This window comes from Bacillus cereus group sp. Bc061, from assembly GCF_027715825.1.
Taxonomy (GTDB): Bacteria; Bacillota; Bacilli; order Bacillales; family Bacillaceae_G; genus Bacillus_A; species Bacillus_A paranthracis.
Genome location: NZ_JAQFTZ010000002.1, coordinates 556831 through 574399, shown reverse-complemented (window position 1 = coordinate 574399; position 17569 = coordinate 556831). Strand labels below are relative to the sequence as shown.

Genomic DNA, 17569 nt, shown 5'->3' with positions numbered 1-17569 from the left:
TCGACAACATTTTCTAATAAGTTTAGAAAAAATATTGTCGAATTATAAAGGAATTTTTTAATTTATATCGAATACAAAATACGACACGGAGATGGAGTTATGGGGAACAGAATTCCTGAAGAAGTTGTTGAACAAATTCGGACATCATCCGATATTGTCGAAGTGATTGGTGAATACGTTCAACTTAGAAAACAGGGACGTAACTATTTCGGCCTTTGTCCGTTTCATGGTGAGAATTCTCCTTCATTCTCTGTTTCATCTGACAAGCAAATTTTTCATTGCTTCGGATGTGGAGAAGGTGGAAATGTATTTTCCTTTCTAATGAAAATGGAAGGACTGGCTTTTACCGAAGCTGTTCAAAAGCTAGGTGAAAGAAATGGAATTGCGGTTGCAGAGTATACATCAGGGCAAGGACAACAAGAAGACATATCTGATGACACTGTCATCATGCAACAGGCTCATGAACTTTTGAAAAAGTATTATCATCATTTATTAGTAAATACAGAAGAAGGAAATGAAGCACTTTCGTATTTGTTAAAACGTGGTATTACAAAAGAGATGATTGAGAAGTTTGAAATTGGTTATGCGTCACCTGCTTGGGATGCAGCAACGAAAATCTTACAAAAAAGAGGTTTATCGCTATCAAGTATGGAACAAGCTGGTCTTCTCATAAGAAGCGAGAAGGATGGTAGTCATTATGATCGCTTCCGTGGAAGAGTTATGTTTCCAATCTATACGTTACAAGGTAAAGTGATAGCGTTTAGTGGAAGGGCATTAGGAGATGACACTCCGAAATATTTAAATAGCCCAGAAACACCAATTTTTCACAAAAGTAAATTGTTGTATAACTTCCACCAAGCGAGGCCGTTTATTAGAAAACGTGGGCAAGTGGTCCTTTTTGAAGGGTATGCTGACGTACTAGCTGCGGTAAAAAGTGGTGTGGAAGAAGCTGTTGCGACAATGGGAACAGCTTTAACTGAAGAACAAGCAAAACTTCTGCGACGTAACGTTGAAACTGTTGTTCTTTGCTATGATGGTGATAAAGCAGGGCGAGAAGCGACGATGAAAGCAGGGCAATTATTGTTGCAAGTTGGTTGCCAAGTGAAAGTTACATCCTTGCCAGATAAGCTTGATCCTGATGAATATGTGCAACAATATGGGACAACTGCTTTTGAAAATCTTGTGAAATCAAGTATAAGTTTTGTTGGTTTTAAAATAAATTATTTGCGTTTAGGGAAAAATTTGCAAGATGAGTCGGGCAAAGAAGAGTATGTGAAAAGTGTTTTAAAAGAGTTATCGTTGTTACAGGATGCGATGCAGGCAGAATCATATTTGAAGTCATTATCGCAAGAATTTTCGTATTCAATGGAAACACTTTTGAATCAATTGCACCAATATCGCAAAGAACAAAAGGTACAGCAAAAACAAGTAAAGCAGGTTTCTAAGCCGTCTCAAATTGTTCAAACAAAACCGAAGTTAACAGGTTTTGAAAGGGCAGAAAGAGAAATTATTTACCATATGTTGCAAAGTCCAGAAGTGGCCGTTCGTATGGAATCCCACATAGAAGATTTTCATACAGAAGAACATAAAGGGATTTTATATGAACTATACGCATATTATGAAAAGGGAAATGAACCTTCAGTCGGAACATTTTTAAGTTGGCTCTCTGATGAAAAGTTGAAAAATATTATTACTGATATTTCGACGGATGAATTTATTAATCCAGAATACACAGAAGAAGTGTTACAAGGCCATTTGGAGACGCTTAGACGTCATCAAGAAAAACTTGAAAAGATGGAAATCATCTTCAAGATAAAACAAATGGAAAAAACAGATCCTGTAGAGGCTGCTAAATATTATGTAGCATATTTACAAAATCAAAAAGCGAGAAAATAGCTTTTTTGATAAATTTTTAGTATAATGAATGTTTGTATCTCGCGTAAGGAGGGGAACAGATGGCTGACAAACCAGCTCGTTCTAAACAAATTGAAACTGAAATGACCCTTGAGCAAGTGAAAGAACAACTCACTGAGCTCGGAAAAAAACGTGGCGTTCTTACATATGAAGAGATTGCAGAACGCATGAATGGATTTGAAATTGAATCCGATCAAATGGATGAATACTATGAATATTTAGGTGAACAAGGGATTGACTTAGTTGGCGACAATGACAACGACGAAGGCCCTAATAATCGCCAAATAGCAAAATCGGAAGAAGAATTCGACCTCAATGATTTAAGTGTACCACCAGGGGTTAAAATCAACGATCCTGTTCGTATGTATTTAAAAGAAATTGGTCGTGTAGATTTACTATCTGCAGAAGAAGAAATTCGACTTGCAACGCGTATTGAAGAAGGCGATGAAGAAGCGAAACGTCGTCTTGCAGAAGCAAACTTACGTCTTGTAGTAAGTATTGCAAAGCGCTACGTGGGCCGTGGTATGCTTTTCTTAGACTTAATCCAAGAAGGGAATATGGGTCTAATTAAAGCGGTTGAAAAGTTCGATTATCGTAAAGGTTTCAAATTTAGTACGTATGCAACTTGGTGGATTCGCCAAGCAATTACACGTGCGATTGCAGACCAAGCAAGAACAATTCGTATCCCAGTTCATATGGTTGAAACGATTAATAAGTTAATTCGTGTACAACGTCAATTATTACAAGATTTAGGACGTGAACCATCTCCTGAAGAGATTGGTGAAGAAATGGATCTTGCTCCAGAAAAAGTACGTGAAATCTTGAAAATTGCACAGGAGCCAGTTTCTCTTGAAACACCGATTGGTGAAGAAGATGACTCCCATTTAGGTGATTTCATTGAAGACCAAGAAGCAACATCGCCTGCGGACCATGCAGCGTATGAATTGCTAAAAGAACAATTAGAAGATGTGTTAGATACACTAACAGATCGTGAAGAAAATGTTCTACGTCTTCGTTTTGGTTTAGATGATGGACGAACTCGTACGCTTGAAGAAGTTGGGAAAGTATTTGGCGTAACGAGAGAACGTATCCGTCAAATTGAAGCAAAAGCACTTCGTAAATTGAGACATCCAAGCCGTAGTAAGCGTCTTAAGGATTTCTTAGAATAGGCTACCTTTAAGTTTACTTCACTTTTGTGAAGTAAACTTTTTTATTTTGTTAATTTTTGTTAAACTTTAGCTGTCAGCAACGATTACAATTTCTTGTAATTTATTTTACAGAATTGTCTTTTGATTTGCAAATGCTCATTTTTCGATTTTTCGATTAATTTTGTTTATTCTATACAAAAATATATGTAGAAAAGTGAAAAATATGATGAGAAACGTTAATAATTATCGAAATAATAAGCGATATAATAATAAAAAACAATAAACTGAATTTATGGAATATTTTTAACGATTAGTAGTTTACTCTTTTCTGATAGAGCGTTTTCAAGTACAATGGAAATGACTGAATCATCTAACTATTTAGGGGTATAGAGGGGGGAGAAGAGATATGAAACGTAATCCGCTGATTCCGTTCGCTCTTATTGCAGCATTGGGTATTATCGTTATGTTTGTATTTTCATTTCAGGGGCTAAATAAATCTAAAGAGTTAGCTGATGCAAAAAATGGCGGGAAGCCAGCACAAACAGCATCCAAGCCAGAGGATATTGTGAAGCAAAGCTGTACGAGCTGCCACGGTGATCAGTTACAAGGGGCGGTAGGACCTAATTTACAAAAAATTGGTGGGAAACTTTCAAAGGATGAAATTAAAGAAATTCTTTCGAAAGGAAAAGGAAATATGCCACCGAATATAGTTCCAGCTGATCAAGCCGCTAAAGTAGCTGATTGGTTATCGAAGAAAAAATAAAGTTCCGTATGACAAGCCTTTTGCTTAAGCAAAAGGCTTGTTTTTCTATATTTTCTAAAATACGATGAATGATAGAGAAGTGAATTGTTGTTATAGGCTTGCAACAACTACTATAAATTCATTATCATGGAGACAGACTGACAAGAGAAGGAGTAATGGAAATACATGAATGAAGTAAAGCTTTCAAAACGATTAGAAGAAGTTGTGCGTGAAATACCAGTAGGATCTACAGTTGCCGATATTGGATCGGATCATGCGTATTTACCGTGTTATACAATTATAAATAATATTGCTACTAAAGCAGTTGCTGGAGAGGTTGTAGATGGACCATTTCGCTCTGCGCAGGCAACTGTAGCTGAAAGTGGCTTACAAGATAAAGTAGATGTGCGTAAAGGGAATGGATTAGCTGTTATCGCGCCAGGAGAAGTAGATGTAATTACGGTTGCCGGAATGGGCGGAGCGTTAATTCGTGATATTTTAGAAAGTGGTAAAGAAAAATTAGAAGGTGTAACACGTTTAATCTTACAGCCGAATATTGCAGCGCATCACATTCGTGAATGGTTTATTGCGAATGGATGGGAGCTTATCCATGAAAAAATCGTAAAAGAAGATGGGAAAATTTACGAGATTTTAGTAGGGGAGCGAGGAAATATCACGGTTCCTTACTCTGAAAATAAACAGGCTGAATTATTTATGGGACCATTTTTAATGAAAGAAAAAAGTGAAGCTTTCGTTGAAAAGTGGGAAGGAGAATTAAAAAACTTCCAAAATATTTTAAAGCAGTTAGAACGTGCGGCTGATTCTGAAGAAACAAAAGCGAAGCGTGCGGAAGTAGAAGCGAAAATGAAAATGATAGGGGAGGTTTTATCATGAGTAAAATTCCAAATGGCCATGAAATTATTTCGTTATTTGAAAGTATGTATCCGAAGCATTTGGCGATGGAAGGAGATAAGATTGGCTTGCAGATTGGAGCGCTTAATAGACCCGTGCAGCACGTATTAATTGCGTTAGATGTAACGGAAGAAGTTGTGGATGAAGCAATTCAATTAGGAGCGAATGTCATTATTGCGCATCATCCTTTAATTTTTAACCCGCTAAAAGCGATTCATACAGATAAGGCATATGGGAAAATTATTGAAAAGTGTATTAAAAATGATATTGCAATCTATGCCGCACATACAAATGTGGATGTTGCTAAGGGCGGGGTAAATGATTTACTTGCTGAGGCGTTAGGATTGCAAAATACAGAAGTTTTGGCACCGACATATGCAGAAGAAATGAAAAAAATTGTTGTGTTTGTGCCTGAAACTCATGCAGAAGAAGTACGAAAAGCATTAGGAGACGCAGGTGCTGGTCATATCGGCAATTATAGTCACTGTACGTTTAATAGCGAGGGTACAGGTACGTTTGTACCTCAAGAGGGGACAAATCCTTATATCGGGGAAACTGGACAGTTAGAGCGCGTAGAAGAAGTGCGGATCGAAACGATTATTCCAGCTTCACTACAACGAAAAGTGATTAAAGCAATGGTAACAGCACATCCATATGAAGAAGTAGCCTATGATGTGTATCCACTTGATAACAAAGGTGAAACGTTAGGGCTTGGAAAAATAGGGTATTTACAAGAAGAAATGACACTTGGACAGTTTGCGGAACATGTAAAGCAATCGTTAGATGTAAAGGGTGCGCGAGTTGTTGGGAAATTAGAGGATAAAGTGCGCAAAGTAGCTGTACTTGGTGGCGATGGTAACAAATACATCAATCAAGCTAAATTTAAAGGTGCGGATGTATATGTAACAGGTGACATGTATTATCATGTTGCCCATGATGCGATGATGCTCGGTTTAAATATCGTCGACCCAGGACATAACGTTGAAAAGGTAATGAAGCAAGGTGTACAAAAGCAATTACAAGAAAAAGCAGATGCAAAGAAACTGAATGTACATATTCATGCTTCGCAGTTACATACAGATCCATTTACATTTGTATAAGAAAAATAAAAAACCGTTGCTCATATAGGCAACGGTTTTTATTATTGTTCTTTTTTCACTTTTACACGAGGTAATATTTTTTGTAACGGTACTTTTCGAACTCTTTCCCATGTAGCAGGATTCATTGGGTCATATTGCTCTAAGAAAGCGATAACCTCTTTTGTAATTGGTGTTGGAGTAGAAGCGCCTGCTGTAACAGCTACGTTCTCGACACCTTGTAGCCATTCTAATTTGATTTCACTTACGTCCGCAACGCGGTATGCTTTCGTACCAGCGATTTCTTGCGATACTTGTGCTAAACGGTTTGAGTTATTACTTTTCGGGTCACCAACAACAATTGTTAAGTCTGCAACATCAGCTTGTTTGGCAACCGCTTCTTGGCGAACTTGAGTTGCTAAACAAATTTCCTTATGGAACTCTGCTGTTGGGAATTTCTTCTGAATGTCCTCCATTAAATGTTGAACATCCCATTGACTCATCGTTGTTTGATTTGTAACTAAAATTTTATCCGTTGGAATTTCTAATGTTTTTAAATCATCGGCTCTTTCGATAAGATGAACGATGTCAGGTGCGATACCAACTGCGCCTTCTGGTTCTGGATGATTTTTTTTGCCAATATAAATGACATGGTAACCTTCAGCTTTCTTTGCTTCAATAAGGTCATGTGTTTTTGTAACATCTGGGCAAGTGGCATCGATTGTTGTTAAACCTTTTTCTTTTGCACGTTGTTTAACTTCTGGAGAAACACCGTGTGCAGTGAAAATAACAGTACCAGAATCGATTTTATCTAAAATGTCTAATCGACTTGGACCATCTAGTGTGATGATGCCATCTTCTTCGAACGCATCTGTTACATGTTTGTTGTGAACAATCATACCTAAAATATAAATAGGTCTTGGTAATGATGTATCTAATGCGGCGTTACGTGCAATAACCATCGCGTCCACAACACCGTAGCAATAACCACGAGGGGAAATTTTAACAATTTTCATACGAGTAATCCTCTCCTTCTAAACAAGGGATACTTTTGTGCATAGTCTTTTACATTATAAAGGAGGAGTGGATAGAAAACAAAGGATTGTTACACATATAGTTTTGGTTTTGTTGCTATTTTTTGAACAGGCTCCTCTCGTACTTCTTTTTCTATGACTGGCTCAATCACCATTTTTTTTCTTTTTCTTTTTTTGGATGGAGGATGTGGAGTTACTACCTCAACCTTTTCTGTTACGTCTTCAGTTTGATCTTCGGTTGGATTTTCTTCCGTACTTTTTCCAGAGGTTAGAATTTTAACAATGCTTGGTAGGTTACGCATAATGGGACCGTACTGTTCGACGACAGGGCTTACAGATTGAACGACTTGTGATACTTTTTCGATATTATTTATCATATTAGTTGGATTCGAAATTAAATTCGAAAAAAAACTACCGATGCCGCTACTTGATGTGTCTGTAGTTGCTGCACCGCCGCGCGTGTCGTTTGATTCATACATTTGAGGAGGGATCATTTGCTCGGGATGCTGCTGCATGTATGGTTGATATTGCTGTTGATATTGTTGCGGGTATTGGTGTTGGTATTGTTGCTGATATTGCTGTCGATATTGAGGTGGCGGTTGCTGGTGCATCATTGGCGGTCCTTCCATTTGTCGATAAGGCGGAACCATTTGCATGAAAGCTTCGGTTGGATCGTGTTTTTTAAAGAGTTTAGCAAGAAATCCTTTCTTTTTTTGTGCCATCGGTGGTAGTTGTGGAATTGGATATGGTGTATAAGGTTGCTGCCCTGGATTCGGATACATTTGCCTCATGGGGGATTTTGGAAACATGTGAGAAATCCTCCTTTCTTCAGTTAGGTATATACACATACAATATGCAATAAGAGGGAAGAAGGTTAGTTTTTGAAGTAAAAACCTAAACTAAAGATGGATTTTACTTGTAGATTTCGATATAATGTAGACTTGACTGATTTGTGCGCGCAGTAGAAATTTAGAAAGAAGGTGGAACTTATGACACAACAAACTTTTACACAGTATGATTTTAAACCATTTTTAATAGATGCAGTTCGTGAACTACGCTTTACAGAGCCGACAGGAATTCAACAGAAAATTTTCCCGGTCGTGAAAAAAGGTGTAAGTGTAATTGGACAATCCCAAACAGGTTCTGGGAAAACACATGCATACTTACTTCCTACATTGAACAGAATTAACCCAGGTCGTGAAGAAGTACAACTTGTTATTACAGCGCCTACTCGTGAGTTAGCACAACAAATTTACGAAGAAATCGTGAAATTAACAAAGTTCTGTGCGGAAGATCAAATGATTACAGCACGTTGTTTAATTGGTGGAACTGATAAACAACGATCAATTGAAAAGTTGAAAAAACAACCTCATATTGTAGTTGGAACACCAGGACGTATTAAAGACTTAGTAGAAGAACAAGCACTGTTTGTTCATAAAGCAAATACAATTATTGTCGATGAAGCAGACTTAATGCTTGATATGGGATTCATTCATGATGTAGATAAGATTGCAGCACGCATGCCTAAAAACTTGCAAATGTTAGTTTTCTCTGCAACAATTCCTCAAAAACTAAAACCGTTTCTGAAGAAATACATGGAGAATCCAGAGCATATTCATATCAATCCAAAACAAGTTGCGGCTGGAAATATCGAGCATTATTTAGTGCCTTCTAAACATCGTAACAAAATTGATTTAGTGAAAAGAATGTTGCTACAATTTAAGCCGTATTTAGCAGTTGTTTTCACGAATACGAAGAAAATGGCAGATCAAGTTGCTGACGGATTAACGGAACGCGGCTTAAAAGTTGGACGAATTCACGGAGATTTATCACCTCGTGATCGTAAAAAAATGATGAAACAAATTCGTGACCTTGAATTCCAATATATTGTTGCAACTGATTTAGCAGCTCGTGGTATTGATATTGAAGGAATTAGTCATGTTATTAACTACGAACTTCCATCAGATTTAGATTTCTTCGTTCACCGAGTGGGAAGAACAGCACGTGCAGGCTATTCAGGTATTGCAGTGACGATTTATGATCCAGCAAACGAAGAAGCGTTAGATAGTTTAGAAAAACAACGTCATATCGAGTTTAAACATGTAGATTTACGCGGAGATGAGTGGGCAGATTTAGGTGAACGTCGTCGTCGTAAGAGCCGTAAAAAACCGAATGATGAACTTGATGTTATGGCAACGAAAGTTGTTAAAAAACCGAAAAAAGTAAAACCAAACTATAAACGTAAACTTGCAACAGAACGTGACAAAGTGAAAAGAAAATATAGCAATAAAAAAAGATAAGGGATTTCCCTTATCTTTTTTTATCCAGCTATTTGTGAGAGCCGTAATCAATATGGATAGAAAATATTGATTAAAGTTTCGCTTCATCTAGATAATGTAAATGAAGAGTATAGTCTGTTTAAATAGTCGTATAAATTTATGTAGTGCGTTTTTTGTGAACAAACAATTCACTACATATTTCTACAAATTATGCTATCATTATATCTATTGTATATTGAAGAGGTGATTGTATGTTAAAGATTGGATCTCATGTTTCTATGAGTGGTAAGAAAATGTTATTAGCAGCAAGTGAAGAGGCTGTTTCATACGGTGCAACGACGTTTATGATTTATACAGGTGCACCGCAAAATACGAGAAGAAAACCAATTGAAGAATTGAATATAGAAGCAGGAAGAAAACATATGGAACAAAACGGTATCGAAGAGATTATCGTACATGCGCCATATATTATTAATGTTGGAAATACGACGAAGCCAGAAACATTCCAATTAGGTGTAGATTTCCTTCGTATGGAAATTGAAAGAACATCAGCATTAGGTGTGGCAAAACAAATCGTTCTTCACCCAGGTGCGCACGTTGGTGCAGGGGCAGACGCTGGCATTCAACAAATTATTAAAGGACTGAATGAAGTATTAACGCCAGATCAGACGGTGAACATTGCGTTAGAAACGATGGCAGGAAAAGGAACAGAATGCGGCCGTAGCTTTGAAGAAATTGCAAAAATTATTGATGGTGTAACATATAATGAAAAACTATCGGTATGCTTTGACACGTGTCATACGCACGATGCAGGATATGACATTGTAAATGACTTTGACGGTGTATTAAACGAATTTGATAAGATTGTTGGTATCGATCGTTTACAAGTACTTCATATTAATGATAGTAAAAATGTACGCGGCGCAGGAAAGGACCGTCATGAAAATATCGGTTTCGGTCATATCGGTTATAAAGCATTGCATCATATTGTGCATCATCCGCAATTAATGCACGTACCAAAAATTCTGGAAACACCATATGTAGGTGAAGATAAAAAGGACAAGAAGCCGCCATATAAATTGGAAATCGAAATGCTGAAAAATGGTACTTTTGATGAAGGGCTTCTTGAGAAAATTAAAGCGCAATAAGCAATAAGGAGGGGAATATCCCCTCCTTATTTTAGTAGTTGTTGAAATAAAGTATTTACTTGTTGGGCAGTAGCGGGCGAGGTTACTTGAGCTATTTGTTTTAAGAGCGCTAGTCGTTCGTCATTATCGTAAATGTTAATATTCTTTCCTTTCATAAGTCCAACAATTTGATCAGCTTGTGCAGTCGTAATTGGAACATCATATTCTTTACTATATTTCAATAATTCCTTTGTAGAAATATGATTTAATTTTTTATTTACAAGTTGTTTAATGAGGTTCATCGAGTTATCCTCCTTCACACGTTCTTCTATCGAAATATATGAGTACGTAGCTTGTACATATTCATATAGAGCTTCTTTTTTCATGAGAAAAAGAAGCGTATGTTATAATATAAGGACAAAACTATAGAAAAAGAGTATAAGGGAGGACTTATGGAGCAGAAGCAACATCGAAAAGAAAGTGTTATCCATCTTATGTATCGTTTAGTTATGATTATTTTTGGAGCAGCATGCGCAGCGGTAGCGATTGAATTATTTTTAATGCCAAATAAAATTATTGATGGTGGAATTATTGGTATTTCTCTTATATTAGATTATCTTACTCCTAATATTTGGTGGTTAAGTTTCTCTACTTTAGTCGTTATTCTCAATATCCCATTTATGTATTCGGGTTATAAGCAAATTGGAAAAACGTTCATGTTATCTTCGGCGTTCGGTATTGTAGCTTTAGCGTTTATTGAATCAACGTTACATGCTGTTCCGCCATTTACAACAGAGCCAATTTTAGCGACAGTGTTTGGTGGTCTTATTTTAGGGCTTGGTGTAGGGCTTGTTATTCGTCATGGTGGATCAATGGACGGAACAGAAATTATGGGTATTTTATTAACGAAAAAATTACCTTTCTCCGTAGGCGAATTTGTAATGTTTGTGAACTTATTCATTTTTGCATGGGCAGCATTTGTATTTGGTGTGGAACAAGCGATGTATTCTGTTATGACGTACTACATTGCATTCAAAACAATTGATACAGTCATTCAAGGTTTAGATGAAACGAAAGCTGTTTTAATTGTATCAGATCAATATGAGGAAGTATCAAATGCGATTTTGCATCGTCTTGGTCGTGGGACTACAAAGCTTGTAGCGAAAGGCGGTTACACGGATAAAGAAAAAGAAGTTATTTATGCAGTGGTAACACGTCTAGAAGTGACAAAGTTAAAATCAATTGTGTATGAAATTGATGCGAATGCGTTTGTTACGATTATGAGTACACAAGAGACAAATGGTGGTAAGTTTAAATCGGCTATTCACTAAAAAATTAATTATAATATCTTTTGAAAGCAGAGAATTTTTCTCTGCTTTTTGTTATAATAGTAAGGTTTCTTGAAAAAGTAGATATATTTTAGGCAGATTGGTTTACAACTATAATAAGCTGTACTATAATTCAAATAGATATAAATCGGAATCATTCTGAATTAAAATAGGTGAGATGCTATGAACAATATATTAGAAATAGAAGGATTGTCATTTCGATATGAAGATCGAAATGTGTTAGAAGATATAAATTTGCAAGTTCCGAAGGGAGCTTTTTTAGGTTTAGTTGGGCCAAATGGTTCAGGGAAATCCACTTTGCTAAAATGTTTATTAGGCGTTTTAAAGCCAAAACAGGGAAGCATTCGTTTGTTTGGTGTTGATAGTAAGAAGTTTAAAGAATGGAACAAAGTTGGTTATGTGTCGCAAAAGGCAAATAGCTTTAATTCTGGTTTTCCGGCAACTGTGTTTGAAGTTGTGTCAATGGGACTCGTTTCGAAAAAAGGGCTGTTTCGCTTTTTTACGAAAAACGATAAGAAAAAGGTAGAAAAAGCGATTGCTGATGTAGGAATGAGTGAGTTTCAAGGGCGTAATATTGGAGAACTTTCTGGTGGACAACAACAGCGCGTATTTATTGCTCGTGCGCTCGTTAGTGATCCTGAATTACTTATTTTGGACGAGCCCACTGTTGGAATTGATGTGAAGAATGTAGAAAGTTTTTATGAGATATTAGAGGATTTAAACAAAAGGCTAGGAATCACATTAATTCTCGTTACGCATGATATGGGAGCTGTTACCGAGAAAGTAACACATGTTGCATGCTTAAACAAACATTTACATTTCCATGGAAATGTAGAAAAGTTCCGAGAGTTAGAAGATGCAGAAATGTCCGTCTTATATGGACACCATGTTCATCGTTTAGAACACGAGCATGAGCATCACGGGAGGATATAATGATACAAGATTTTTTACAATATGACTTTTTACGTAACTCTTTATATGCAGGAATTTTAATAGGACTTGTTGCGCCGCTTATCGGTGTATTTGTTGTCATTCGCCGCATGTCGCTTATTGCGGATGCATTAAGCCACGTGACATTATCGGGTATTGCTGCAAGTTTACTACTAGAAAAAACAATTTTCACAGGGGGATTTTTAAATCCGTTATATATGGGGATGATTTTTTCTATTGGTGGGGCGTTACTTATTGAAAAACTACGTACTGTATATAAACATTATCAAGAATTAGCAATTCCAATTATTCTTTCAGCAGGAATGGGGATTGGCGTTATTTTTATTTCACTTGCAAATGGGTTTAACACAGATTTATTTAGTTATTTATTTGGTAGTGTAAGTGCTGTAACAAGTACGGATTTAATAATTATCGGCATTGTAGCAATTGTTGTTATTGTAACGATTACTTTATTATACAAAGAGTTATTTTTACTATCGTTTGATGAAGAATACGCTGTATCAACCGGTTTGAGTGCAAAGTGGATTCACTTTATTTTCATTATATTGGTTGCGCTTGTCATTGCGGTATCAATGCGTGTAGTGGGGGTTCTTCTCGTATCATCATTAATGACGTTACCAGTTGCAGCAAGTATTCGTATTGCGAATGGATTTAAACAAACAATTTTCTTCTCCATTTTATTTGGTGAAATTGCAGTAATTGGTGGAATGTTTGCTTCGTATCAACTTGATTTAGCACCAGGTGGTACAATTGTTATGATAGCGGTTCTTATTTTAATTGGTGCGATTTTATGGAAAAAGAAAAAAACTGCATAAAGTAGGGATAGATATGAATCTAACAGAAGCTTTACGCCTAATGAAAGATAAAGGATACAAACATACTGGGAAAAGGGAAGAAATGCTCAGGTTATTTGCAGCTCACAATCGTTATTTAACAGCGAAGGACGTTTTAGAGCATATGAAGGATGATTATCCAGGTCTTAGCTTTGACACGATTTATCGTAACTTAACGGTGTTTGCTGAAATCGGTGTTTTAGAACAAACGGAATTAAACGGTGAAAAACATTTTCGTTTTACATGTTCTATTATGGAACATCATCATCATTTTATTTGTTTAGATTGCGGAGGGACGAAAGAGATTACTTCTTGCCCGATGGATTTTATGAATAAAGATTTTAATGGTTATGAAGTAACAGGTCATAAGTTTGAAATATACGGACGTTGTCCAAAATGTGCAAAGTAAAAGCTCGTTAGTTCTATAACTGACGAGCTTTTTTACGTAGAAAAGAAGGTTGCTCACAAATGTTGTGGGCAACCTTCTTTTTATTGTTCTTGTGTTTCTTTTTCTTTTTCTCGTTCAGCAGCCATTTCAGCAGCAATTACGTCGATTTCTTTTTTCAGTTCTTCTACCATTATTTCTTCTGGTACTTTACGAACGACTTGCCCTTTGCGGAATAATAGTCCTTCTCCGCGCGCGCCGGCAATACCGATATCAGCTTCACGAGCTTCCCCAGGACCATTTACGGCGCAGCCAAGTACTGCAACCTTAATTGGTACTTGTAGTGTAGAAATGTACTCTTCCACTTCGTTAGCGATGCTAATTAAATCAATTTCAATACGACCGCAAGTTGGACAAGAAATAAGTGTTGCTGCATTAGATGCAAGGCCGAATGACTTTAATAGTTCACGCGCAACTTTTACTTCTTCAACTGGGTCAGCACTTAATGAAATACGTAGTGTATTTCCGATGCCTTTACTTAAGATTGCTCCAAGACCAGCGGCACTTTTTACAGTTCCGGCAAATAACGTTCCAGATTCTGTGATACCTAAATGTAGTGGATAATCAAAAGCACGTGCAGCTTTTTCGTATGCTTCAATTGCCAAGTTAACATCAGAGGCTTTCATAGATACGATAATATCATGGAAATCTAAGTCCTCTAAAATTTTAATGTGATGCAGGGCGCTCTCAACCATACCATCTGCAGTTGGGTATCCGTACTTTTCTAAAATGTGACGCTCTAATGAACCTGCGTTTACACCGATACGGATTGGAATACCACGCTCTTTTGCTGCATTTACAACAGCTTCTACTTTATGGCGACGACCAATGTTACCTGGATTGATACGTACTTTATCAATGCCGCCTTCAATTGCTTTTAAAGCAAGACGATAATCAAAATGAATATCAGCAACAAGTGGAATGTTGATTTGTTTTTTAATATCAGCAATAGCATTTGCTGCGCGTTCGTCTGGAACAGCAACACGCACGACTTGGCAGCCAGCTTCTTCTAAACGTTTAATTTCAGCAACTGTTGCTTCAACATCATGTGTTTTTGTTGTTGTCATACTTTGTATAATTAATTCATTATTACCGCCAATTGTTAAATTACCGACTTTAACTGGACGTGTTTTTGTACGATGAGTCATTTCATTCACGAATAGATCGCTCTCCTTATAAAAGAAGTTTCTTATTTAGTCCCTTATATCAATGATAGTATACGTGATACAGGGCTATAGAAACCGAAGTGCTCGGTTTCACTTTTACTATTGTATCAGCGCCTTTATGTAATTGACAAGGATTAAGTGATTGCTTATTGATATAACGGGAATTTATAAGACTTTCCAAGTTGTATTTTTGTAGCAGGTGTATTTTTATTTAATTGTTTAAAATCATCAATTACTTTTTCGATAGAAGGAATTTTCTTCTTATTAATCGCTTCTGTAATGGAAAGAACCGTATCACCTGTTTTGACTTCAATTGTTTTATAAGTGACATCTGTTTCTTTTTCCGCTTTGTTTTCTTTCTTTTGTTTTGTATTTGTACTTTCTTGTTTTATCGTTTCGGCCGCATTTGTCTTTTTATATGAACTTAACATCGGTAAAGTGCCGATTTTTATATCGTAATAAAATATATAACCAAGAACAAGCACGAATAAGAATATACCTAATCTCTTCATATTCTTCACTCCTTTGCTAGGAATATATGCTTGTCCAAAAAAAAAATGCCTATTTAGGCATTTTTTTCGTTCGGTTTTGGAACTTCTTTAATTGTTAAGTATAGGACAATTAAAACAACTGCGATATAAATGAATGTTGAGCCAGGTACAACGATTTTGAATAAATCCATAATCATAAAGAAGATGGTTGGAATTGTGTAGCTGTAGGCAGTTAACGTCCATACTTGCTTATAAGATAATTTACGTTGACCACTCATAGCAGAACCGATAAACGCAAGTAAAGTAATTCCTAAGAAAGTAATGAACAATTGGAATAGATATACTAACACTCCGATAACAGCTAATAAAATTGGATAAATACTATCAAATACAGAAATGAAATCTTGCAAATCTTTTTTCTCAAGAGATGTCCCTAATAAATCATTGTAGGAGTATGTTTGCGTCTGGCCATTTCCTATAGAAACTACTTTATCTTTTAAAATAAATAAACCAGTTTTATTTTGATACTTTTCGATATCTGTTGTATTTGGATCAAATACGAAAAGAGCATCTCCCTCTTCTTTTTGAATAGGTTGTTCAATATCAGCTTTTAGTTCACCATTTTCGATTTTAAAATCAGGTAAATCTTTTTCAATTGCTTGATTTACCATAGTAACACTATCTTGGATAAAGCTACCGTAAAAGAATGTTCTTGGAATAGTAGTGATTAGACAAAGTAGCATAATATACAAAATGGTTTTTCCGATTTTTTGAAAACGGAATAGCGCCATATCTTTAGGCGAATATACGCTTTTGACTAATTGGGTAAATATGGACATAGATTCACTTCCTTTATGTATGTATAAAATCATTGTAACGTAGGAATCTAGGGAATCTCAAGATATATTATATTTACATATAGTAGCGATAACTAAATTTCTTTTTATTAATTTTCTTCTTTTAAATGAAAAAAATACAATTGACAGTTTTCTTTTCTATATGGTAAATTTATCTTACATTTCTTAAAGGGTATATCCGATAGGAATTCCTTTATTTGATGTATTATTACATACATAATTGTGGACCCTTAGCTCAGCTGGTTAGAGCAGACGGCTCATAACCGTCCGGTCGTAGGTTCGAGTCCTACAGGGTCCATATCCATTTCACATGTTTATTATGTCAGTAGGAAGCTTCCTTGTAGAAGGGAGCTTTTTTTATGAAATATATGAGCATTTTAATTGAAAAGAAGTGGGAATTTTGCTACTTTAATGATAGCAAGACAATGTGATTTATTTGTTTGCACCCTATGGCAATTAGGGTAGAATGTAGTTGTATGTCACTTAAGTGGCAATACATAAACTGGGAGGAATATAACAATGGCAAAACACGAATTACCAAATTTACCTTATGCGTATGATGCTTTAGAGCCTCACTTTGACAAAGAAACAATGAACATCCATCATACAAAGCACCATAACACGTACATCACAAACTTAAACGCTGCTTTAGAAGGTCATGCAGAATTAGCTGACAAAAGCGTAGAAGAATTAGTTGCAAACTTAAACGAAGTACCAGAAGCAATCCGTACAGCAGTACGTAACAATGGTGGCGGACATGCTAACCACACATTCTTCTGGACAATCTTATCTCCAAACGGCGGCGGACAACCAGTAGGCGAACTTGCAACTGCAATTGAAGCGAAATTCGGTAGCTTCGATGCATTCAAAGAAGAATTCGCAAAAGCTGGCGCAACTCGCTTCGGTTCTGGTTGGGCTTGGTTAGTAGTAAATAATGGTGAGTTAGAAGTAACAAGCACGCCAAACCAAGATTCTCCTCTAACTGAAGGTAAAACTCCAGTTATCGGTTTAGATGTTTGGGAACATGCTTACTACTTAAATTATCAAAACCGTCGTCCAGACTACATCGGTGCATTCTGGAACGTTGTAGATTGGAACGCTGCTGAAAAACGTTACCAAGAAGCAAAATAATTGTAATAACGATAGAAAAAGCTAGGAGAATGCTCCTAGCTTTTTTCTATGCTTTCCTTTTACATAATTGAGCTTGTCTTTGGAAGACTAGAACATGAAGTAAAGGAGAGTTGT

At 36.4% G+C, this 17569-nt stretch carries 18 protein-coding genes and 1 tRNA gene; 13 read left to right on the top strand and 6 right to left on the bottom strand.

Annotated elements, in window-relative coordinates; translation table 11 throughout:
- Positions 1-99 precede the first annotated feature (99 nt).
- The 5 genes from dnaG to PDQ40_RS12325 all read left to right on the top strand — a co-directional run bounded on the left by dnaG (position 100) and on the right by PDQ40_RS12325 (position 5816).
- Positions 100-1896 (top strand): DNA primase, encoded by a 1797-nt coding sequence (gene dnaG, locus PDQ40_RS12345; protein ID WP_000528216.1) that lies wholly within the window; start codon positions 100-102, stop codon positions 1894-1896.
- Between the two features lie 59 nt (positions 1897-1955).
- Positions 1956-3083 carry an RNA polymerase sigma factor RpoD gene (gene rpoD, locus PDQ40_RS12340; protein ID WP_000764060.1) on the top strand — a complete coding sequence of 376 codons (1128 nt, stop codon included), beginning with the start codon at positions 1956-1958 and terminating at the stop codon, positions 3081-3083.
- Positions 3084-3468: 385 nt separating this feature from the next.
- A complete protein-coding gene (cccA, locus tag PDQ40_RS12335) occupies positions 3469-3825 on the top strand; it encodes a cytochrome c550 (RefSeq protein ID WP_000828145.1) in 357 nt (118 codons plus the stop codon).
- Positions 3826-3990: 165 nt separating this feature from the next.
- The gene (locus tag PDQ40_RS12330; RefSeq protein ID WP_001006536.1) at positions 3991-4698 is read left to right on the top strand and encodes a tRNA (adenine(22)-N(1))-methyltransferase; all 708 of its coding nucleotides are present in this window, start codon (positions 3991-3993) and stop codon (positions 4696-4698) included.
- Positions 4695-5816 carry a Nif3-like dinuclear metal center hexameric protein gene (locus PDQ40_RS12325; protein ID WP_000036254.1) on the top strand — a complete coding sequence of 374 codons (1122 nt, stop codon included), beginning with the start codon at positions 4695-4697 and terminating at the stop codon, positions 5814-5816. The genes PDQ40_RS12330 and PDQ40_RS12325 overlap by 4 nt, the downstream gene beginning before the upstream one ends.
- A 41-nt stretch (positions 5817-5857) precedes the next feature.
- Here the strand turns inward: PDQ40_RS12325 and PDQ40_RS12320 are convergent, their stop codons facing one another.
- Both PDQ40_RS12320 and vrrA read right to left on the bottom strand, forming a co-directional pair.
- Positions 5858-6808 (bottom strand): 4-hydroxy-3-methylbut-2-enyl diphosphate reductase, encoded by a 951-nt coding sequence (locus PDQ40_RS12320; protein WP_000706669.1) that lies wholly within the window; start codon positions 6806-6808, stop codon positions 5858-5860.
- 89 nt (positions 6809-6897) lie between these two features.
- Entirely contained in the window at positions 6898-7635 is a 738-nt protein-coding gene (gene vrrA, locus PDQ40_RS12315; RefSeq protein WP_000484142.1) for a VrrA/YqfQ family protein, read from the bottom strand.
- Between the two features lie 180 nt (positions 7636-7815).
- Here vrrA and PDQ40_RS12310 point away from each other — a divergent pair, with 180 nt between their 5' ends.
- Positions 7816-9126 carry a DEAD/DEAH box helicase gene (locus PDQ40_RS12310; protein ID WP_000194027.1) on the top strand — a complete coding sequence of 437 codons (1311 nt, stop codon included), beginning with the start codon at positions 7816-7818 and terminating at the stop codon, positions 9124-9126.
- Between the two features lie 230 nt (positions 9127-9356).
- Entirely contained in the window at positions 9357-10253 is an 897-nt protein-coding gene (locus PDQ40_RS12305) for a deoxyribonuclease IV (protein ID WP_000912469.1), read from the top strand.
- A 26-nt stretch (positions 10254-10279) separates the two neighbouring features.
- On the opposite strand, the gene PDQ40_RS12300 is transcribed toward PDQ40_RS12305, so the two are convergent.
- Positions 10280-10534 (bottom strand): DUF2624 domain-containing protein, encoded by a 255-nt coding sequence (locus PDQ40_RS12300; protein WP_001048963.1) that lies wholly within the window; start codon positions 10532-10534, stop codon positions 10280-10282.
- Between the two features lie 150 nt (positions 10535-10684).
- Here PDQ40_RS12300 and PDQ40_RS12295 point away from each other — a divergent pair, with 150 nt between their 5' ends.
- From PDQ40_RS12295 to PDQ40_RS12280, 4 genes are all read left to right on the top strand, one after another.
- The gene (locus tag PDQ40_RS12295; protein ID WP_000435966.1) at positions 10685-11563 is read left to right on the top strand and encodes a YitT family protein; all 879 of its coding nucleotides are present in this window, start codon (positions 10685-10687) and stop codon (positions 11561-11563) included.
- A gap of 180 nt (positions 11564-11743) precedes the next feature.
- Positions 11744-12514, top strand: a complete 771-nt coding sequence (locus tag PDQ40_RS12290; RefSeq protein WP_001059652.1) for a metal ABC transporter ATP-binding protein — start codon at positions 11744-11746, stop codon at positions 12512-12514.
- Complete coding sequence (locus PDQ40_RS12285; protein WP_000613823.1) at positions 12514-13347, top strand: metal ABC transporter permease; 834 nt, start codon at positions 12514-12516, stop codon at positions 13345-13347. The genes PDQ40_RS12290 and PDQ40_RS12285 overlap by 1 nt, the downstream gene beginning before the upstream one ends.
- Before the next feature lie 13 nt (positions 13348-13360).
- Positions 13361-13774 carry a Fur family transcriptional regulator gene (locus tag PDQ40_RS12280; RefSeq protein WP_001054512.1) on the top strand — a complete coding sequence of 138 codons (414 nt, stop codon included), beginning with the start codon at positions 13361-13363 and terminating at the stop codon, positions 13772-13774.
- 80 nt (positions 13775-13854) lie between these two features.
- On the opposite strand, the gene ispG is transcribed toward PDQ40_RS12280, so the two are convergent.
- The 3 genes from ispG to PDQ40_RS12265 form a co-directional block, all read right to left on the bottom strand.
- Complete coding sequence (ispG, locus tag PDQ40_RS12275) at positions 13855-14958, bottom strand: flavodoxin-dependent (E)-4-hydroxy-3-methylbut-2-enyl-diphosphate synthase (protein WP_011040674.1); 1104 nt, start codon at positions 14956-14958, stop codon at positions 13855-13857.
- Positions 14959-15122: 164 nt separating this feature from the next.
- A complete protein-coding gene (locus PDQ40_RS12270; protein WP_000825406.1) occupies positions 15123-15488 on the bottom strand; it encodes a hypothetical protein in 366 nt (121 codons plus the stop codon).
- Between the two features lie 53 nt (positions 15489-15541).
- Complete coding sequence (locus PDQ40_RS12265; protein WP_000021910.1) at positions 15542-16306, bottom strand: DUF1189 domain-containing protein; 765 nt, start codon at positions 16304-16306, stop codon at positions 15542-15544.
- Between the two features lie 242 nt (positions 16307-16548).
- On the opposite strand from PDQ40_RS12265, the gene PDQ40_RS12260 reads away from it, so the two are divergent.
- Positions 16549-16622, top strand: a tRNA-Ile gene (locus PDQ40_RS12260).
- A 221-nt stretch (positions 16623-16843) separates the two neighbouring features.
- Positions 16844-17455, top strand: a complete 612-nt coding sequence (sodA, locus tag PDQ40_RS12255) for a superoxide dismutase [Mn] (protein WP_001052031.1) — start codon at positions 16844-16846, stop codon at positions 17453-17455.
- Positions 17456-17569: the final 114 nt, after the last annotated feature.

What these genes read in the sequence shown, in the direction of transcription:
- PDQ40_RS12280 (WP_001054512.1), top strand. Translation starts at nt 13,361, where the DNA reads ATGAATCTAACAGAAGCTTTACGCCTAATGAAAGATAAAGGATACAAA.
- PDQ40_RS12290 (WP_001059652.1), top strand. Translation starts at nt 11,744, where the DNA reads ATGAACAATATATTAGAAATAGAAGGATTGTCATTTCGATATGAAGAT.
- sodA (WP_001052031.1), top strand. Translation starts at nt 16,844, where the DNA reads ATGGCAAAACACGAATTACCAAATTTACCTTATGCGTATGATGCTTTA.
- PDQ40_RS12265 (WP_000021910.1), bottom strand. Translation starts at nt 16,306, where the DNA reads ATGTCCATATTTACCCAATTAGTCAAAAGCGTATATTCGCCTAAAGAT.
- ispG (WP_011040674.1), bottom strand. Translation starts at nt 14,958, where the DNA reads ATGACTCATCGTACAAAAACACGTCCAGTTAAAGTCGGTAATTTAACA.
- PDQ40_RS12310 (WP_000194027.1), top strand. Translation starts at nt 7,816, where the DNA reads ATGACACAACAAACTTTTACACAGTATGATTTTAAACCATTTTTAATA.
- PDQ40_RS12270 (WP_000825406.1), bottom strand. Translation starts at nt 15,488, where the DNA reads ATGAAGAGATTAGGTATATTCTTATTCGTGCTTGTTCTTGGTTATATA.
- cccA (WP_000828145.1), top strand. Translation starts at nt 3,469, where the DNA reads ATGAAACGTAATCCGCTGATTCCGTTCGCTCTTATTGCAGCATTGGGT.
- PDQ40_RS12300 (WP_001048963.1), bottom strand. Translation starts at nt 10,534, where the DNA reads ATGAACCTCATTAAACAACTTGTAAATAAAAAATTAAATCATATTTCT.
- PDQ40_RS12330 (WP_001006536.1), top strand. Translation starts at nt 3,991, where the DNA reads ATGAATGAAGTAAAGCTTTCAAAACGATTAGAAGAAGTTGTGCGTGAA.
- dnaG (WP_000528216.1), top strand. Translation starts at nt 100, where the DNA reads ATGGGGAACAGAATTCCTGAAGAAGTTGTTGAACAAATTCGGACATCA.
- PDQ40_RS12320 (WP_000706669.1), bottom strand. Translation starts at nt 6,808, where the DNA reads ATGAAAATTGTTAAAATTTCCCCTCGTGGTTATTGCTACGGTGTTGTG.
- PDQ40_RS12295 (WP_000435966.1), top strand. Translation starts at nt 10,685, where the DNA reads ATGGAGCAGAAGCAACATCGAAAAGAAAGTGTTATCCATCTTATGTAT.
- PDQ40_RS12325 (WP_000036254.1), top strand. Translation starts at nt 4,695, where the DNA reads ATGAGTAAAATTCCAAATGGCCATGAAATTATTTCGTTATTTGAAAGT.
- rpoD (WP_000764060.1), top strand. Translation starts at nt 1,956, where the DNA reads ATGGCTGACAAACCAGCTCGTTCTAAACAAATTGAAACTGAAATGACC.
- PDQ40_RS12305 (WP_000912469.1), top strand. Translation starts at nt 9,357, where the DNA reads ATGTTAAAGATTGGATCTCATGTTTCTATGAGTGGTAAGAAAATGTTA.
- PDQ40_RS12285 (WP_000613823.1), top strand. Translation starts at nt 12,514, where the DNA reads ATGATACAAGATTTTTTACAATATGACTTTTTACGTAACTCTTTATAT.
- vrrA (WP_000484142.1), bottom strand. Translation starts at nt 7,635, where the DNA reads ATGTTTCCAAAATCCCCCATGAGGCAAATGTATCCGAATCCAGGGCAG.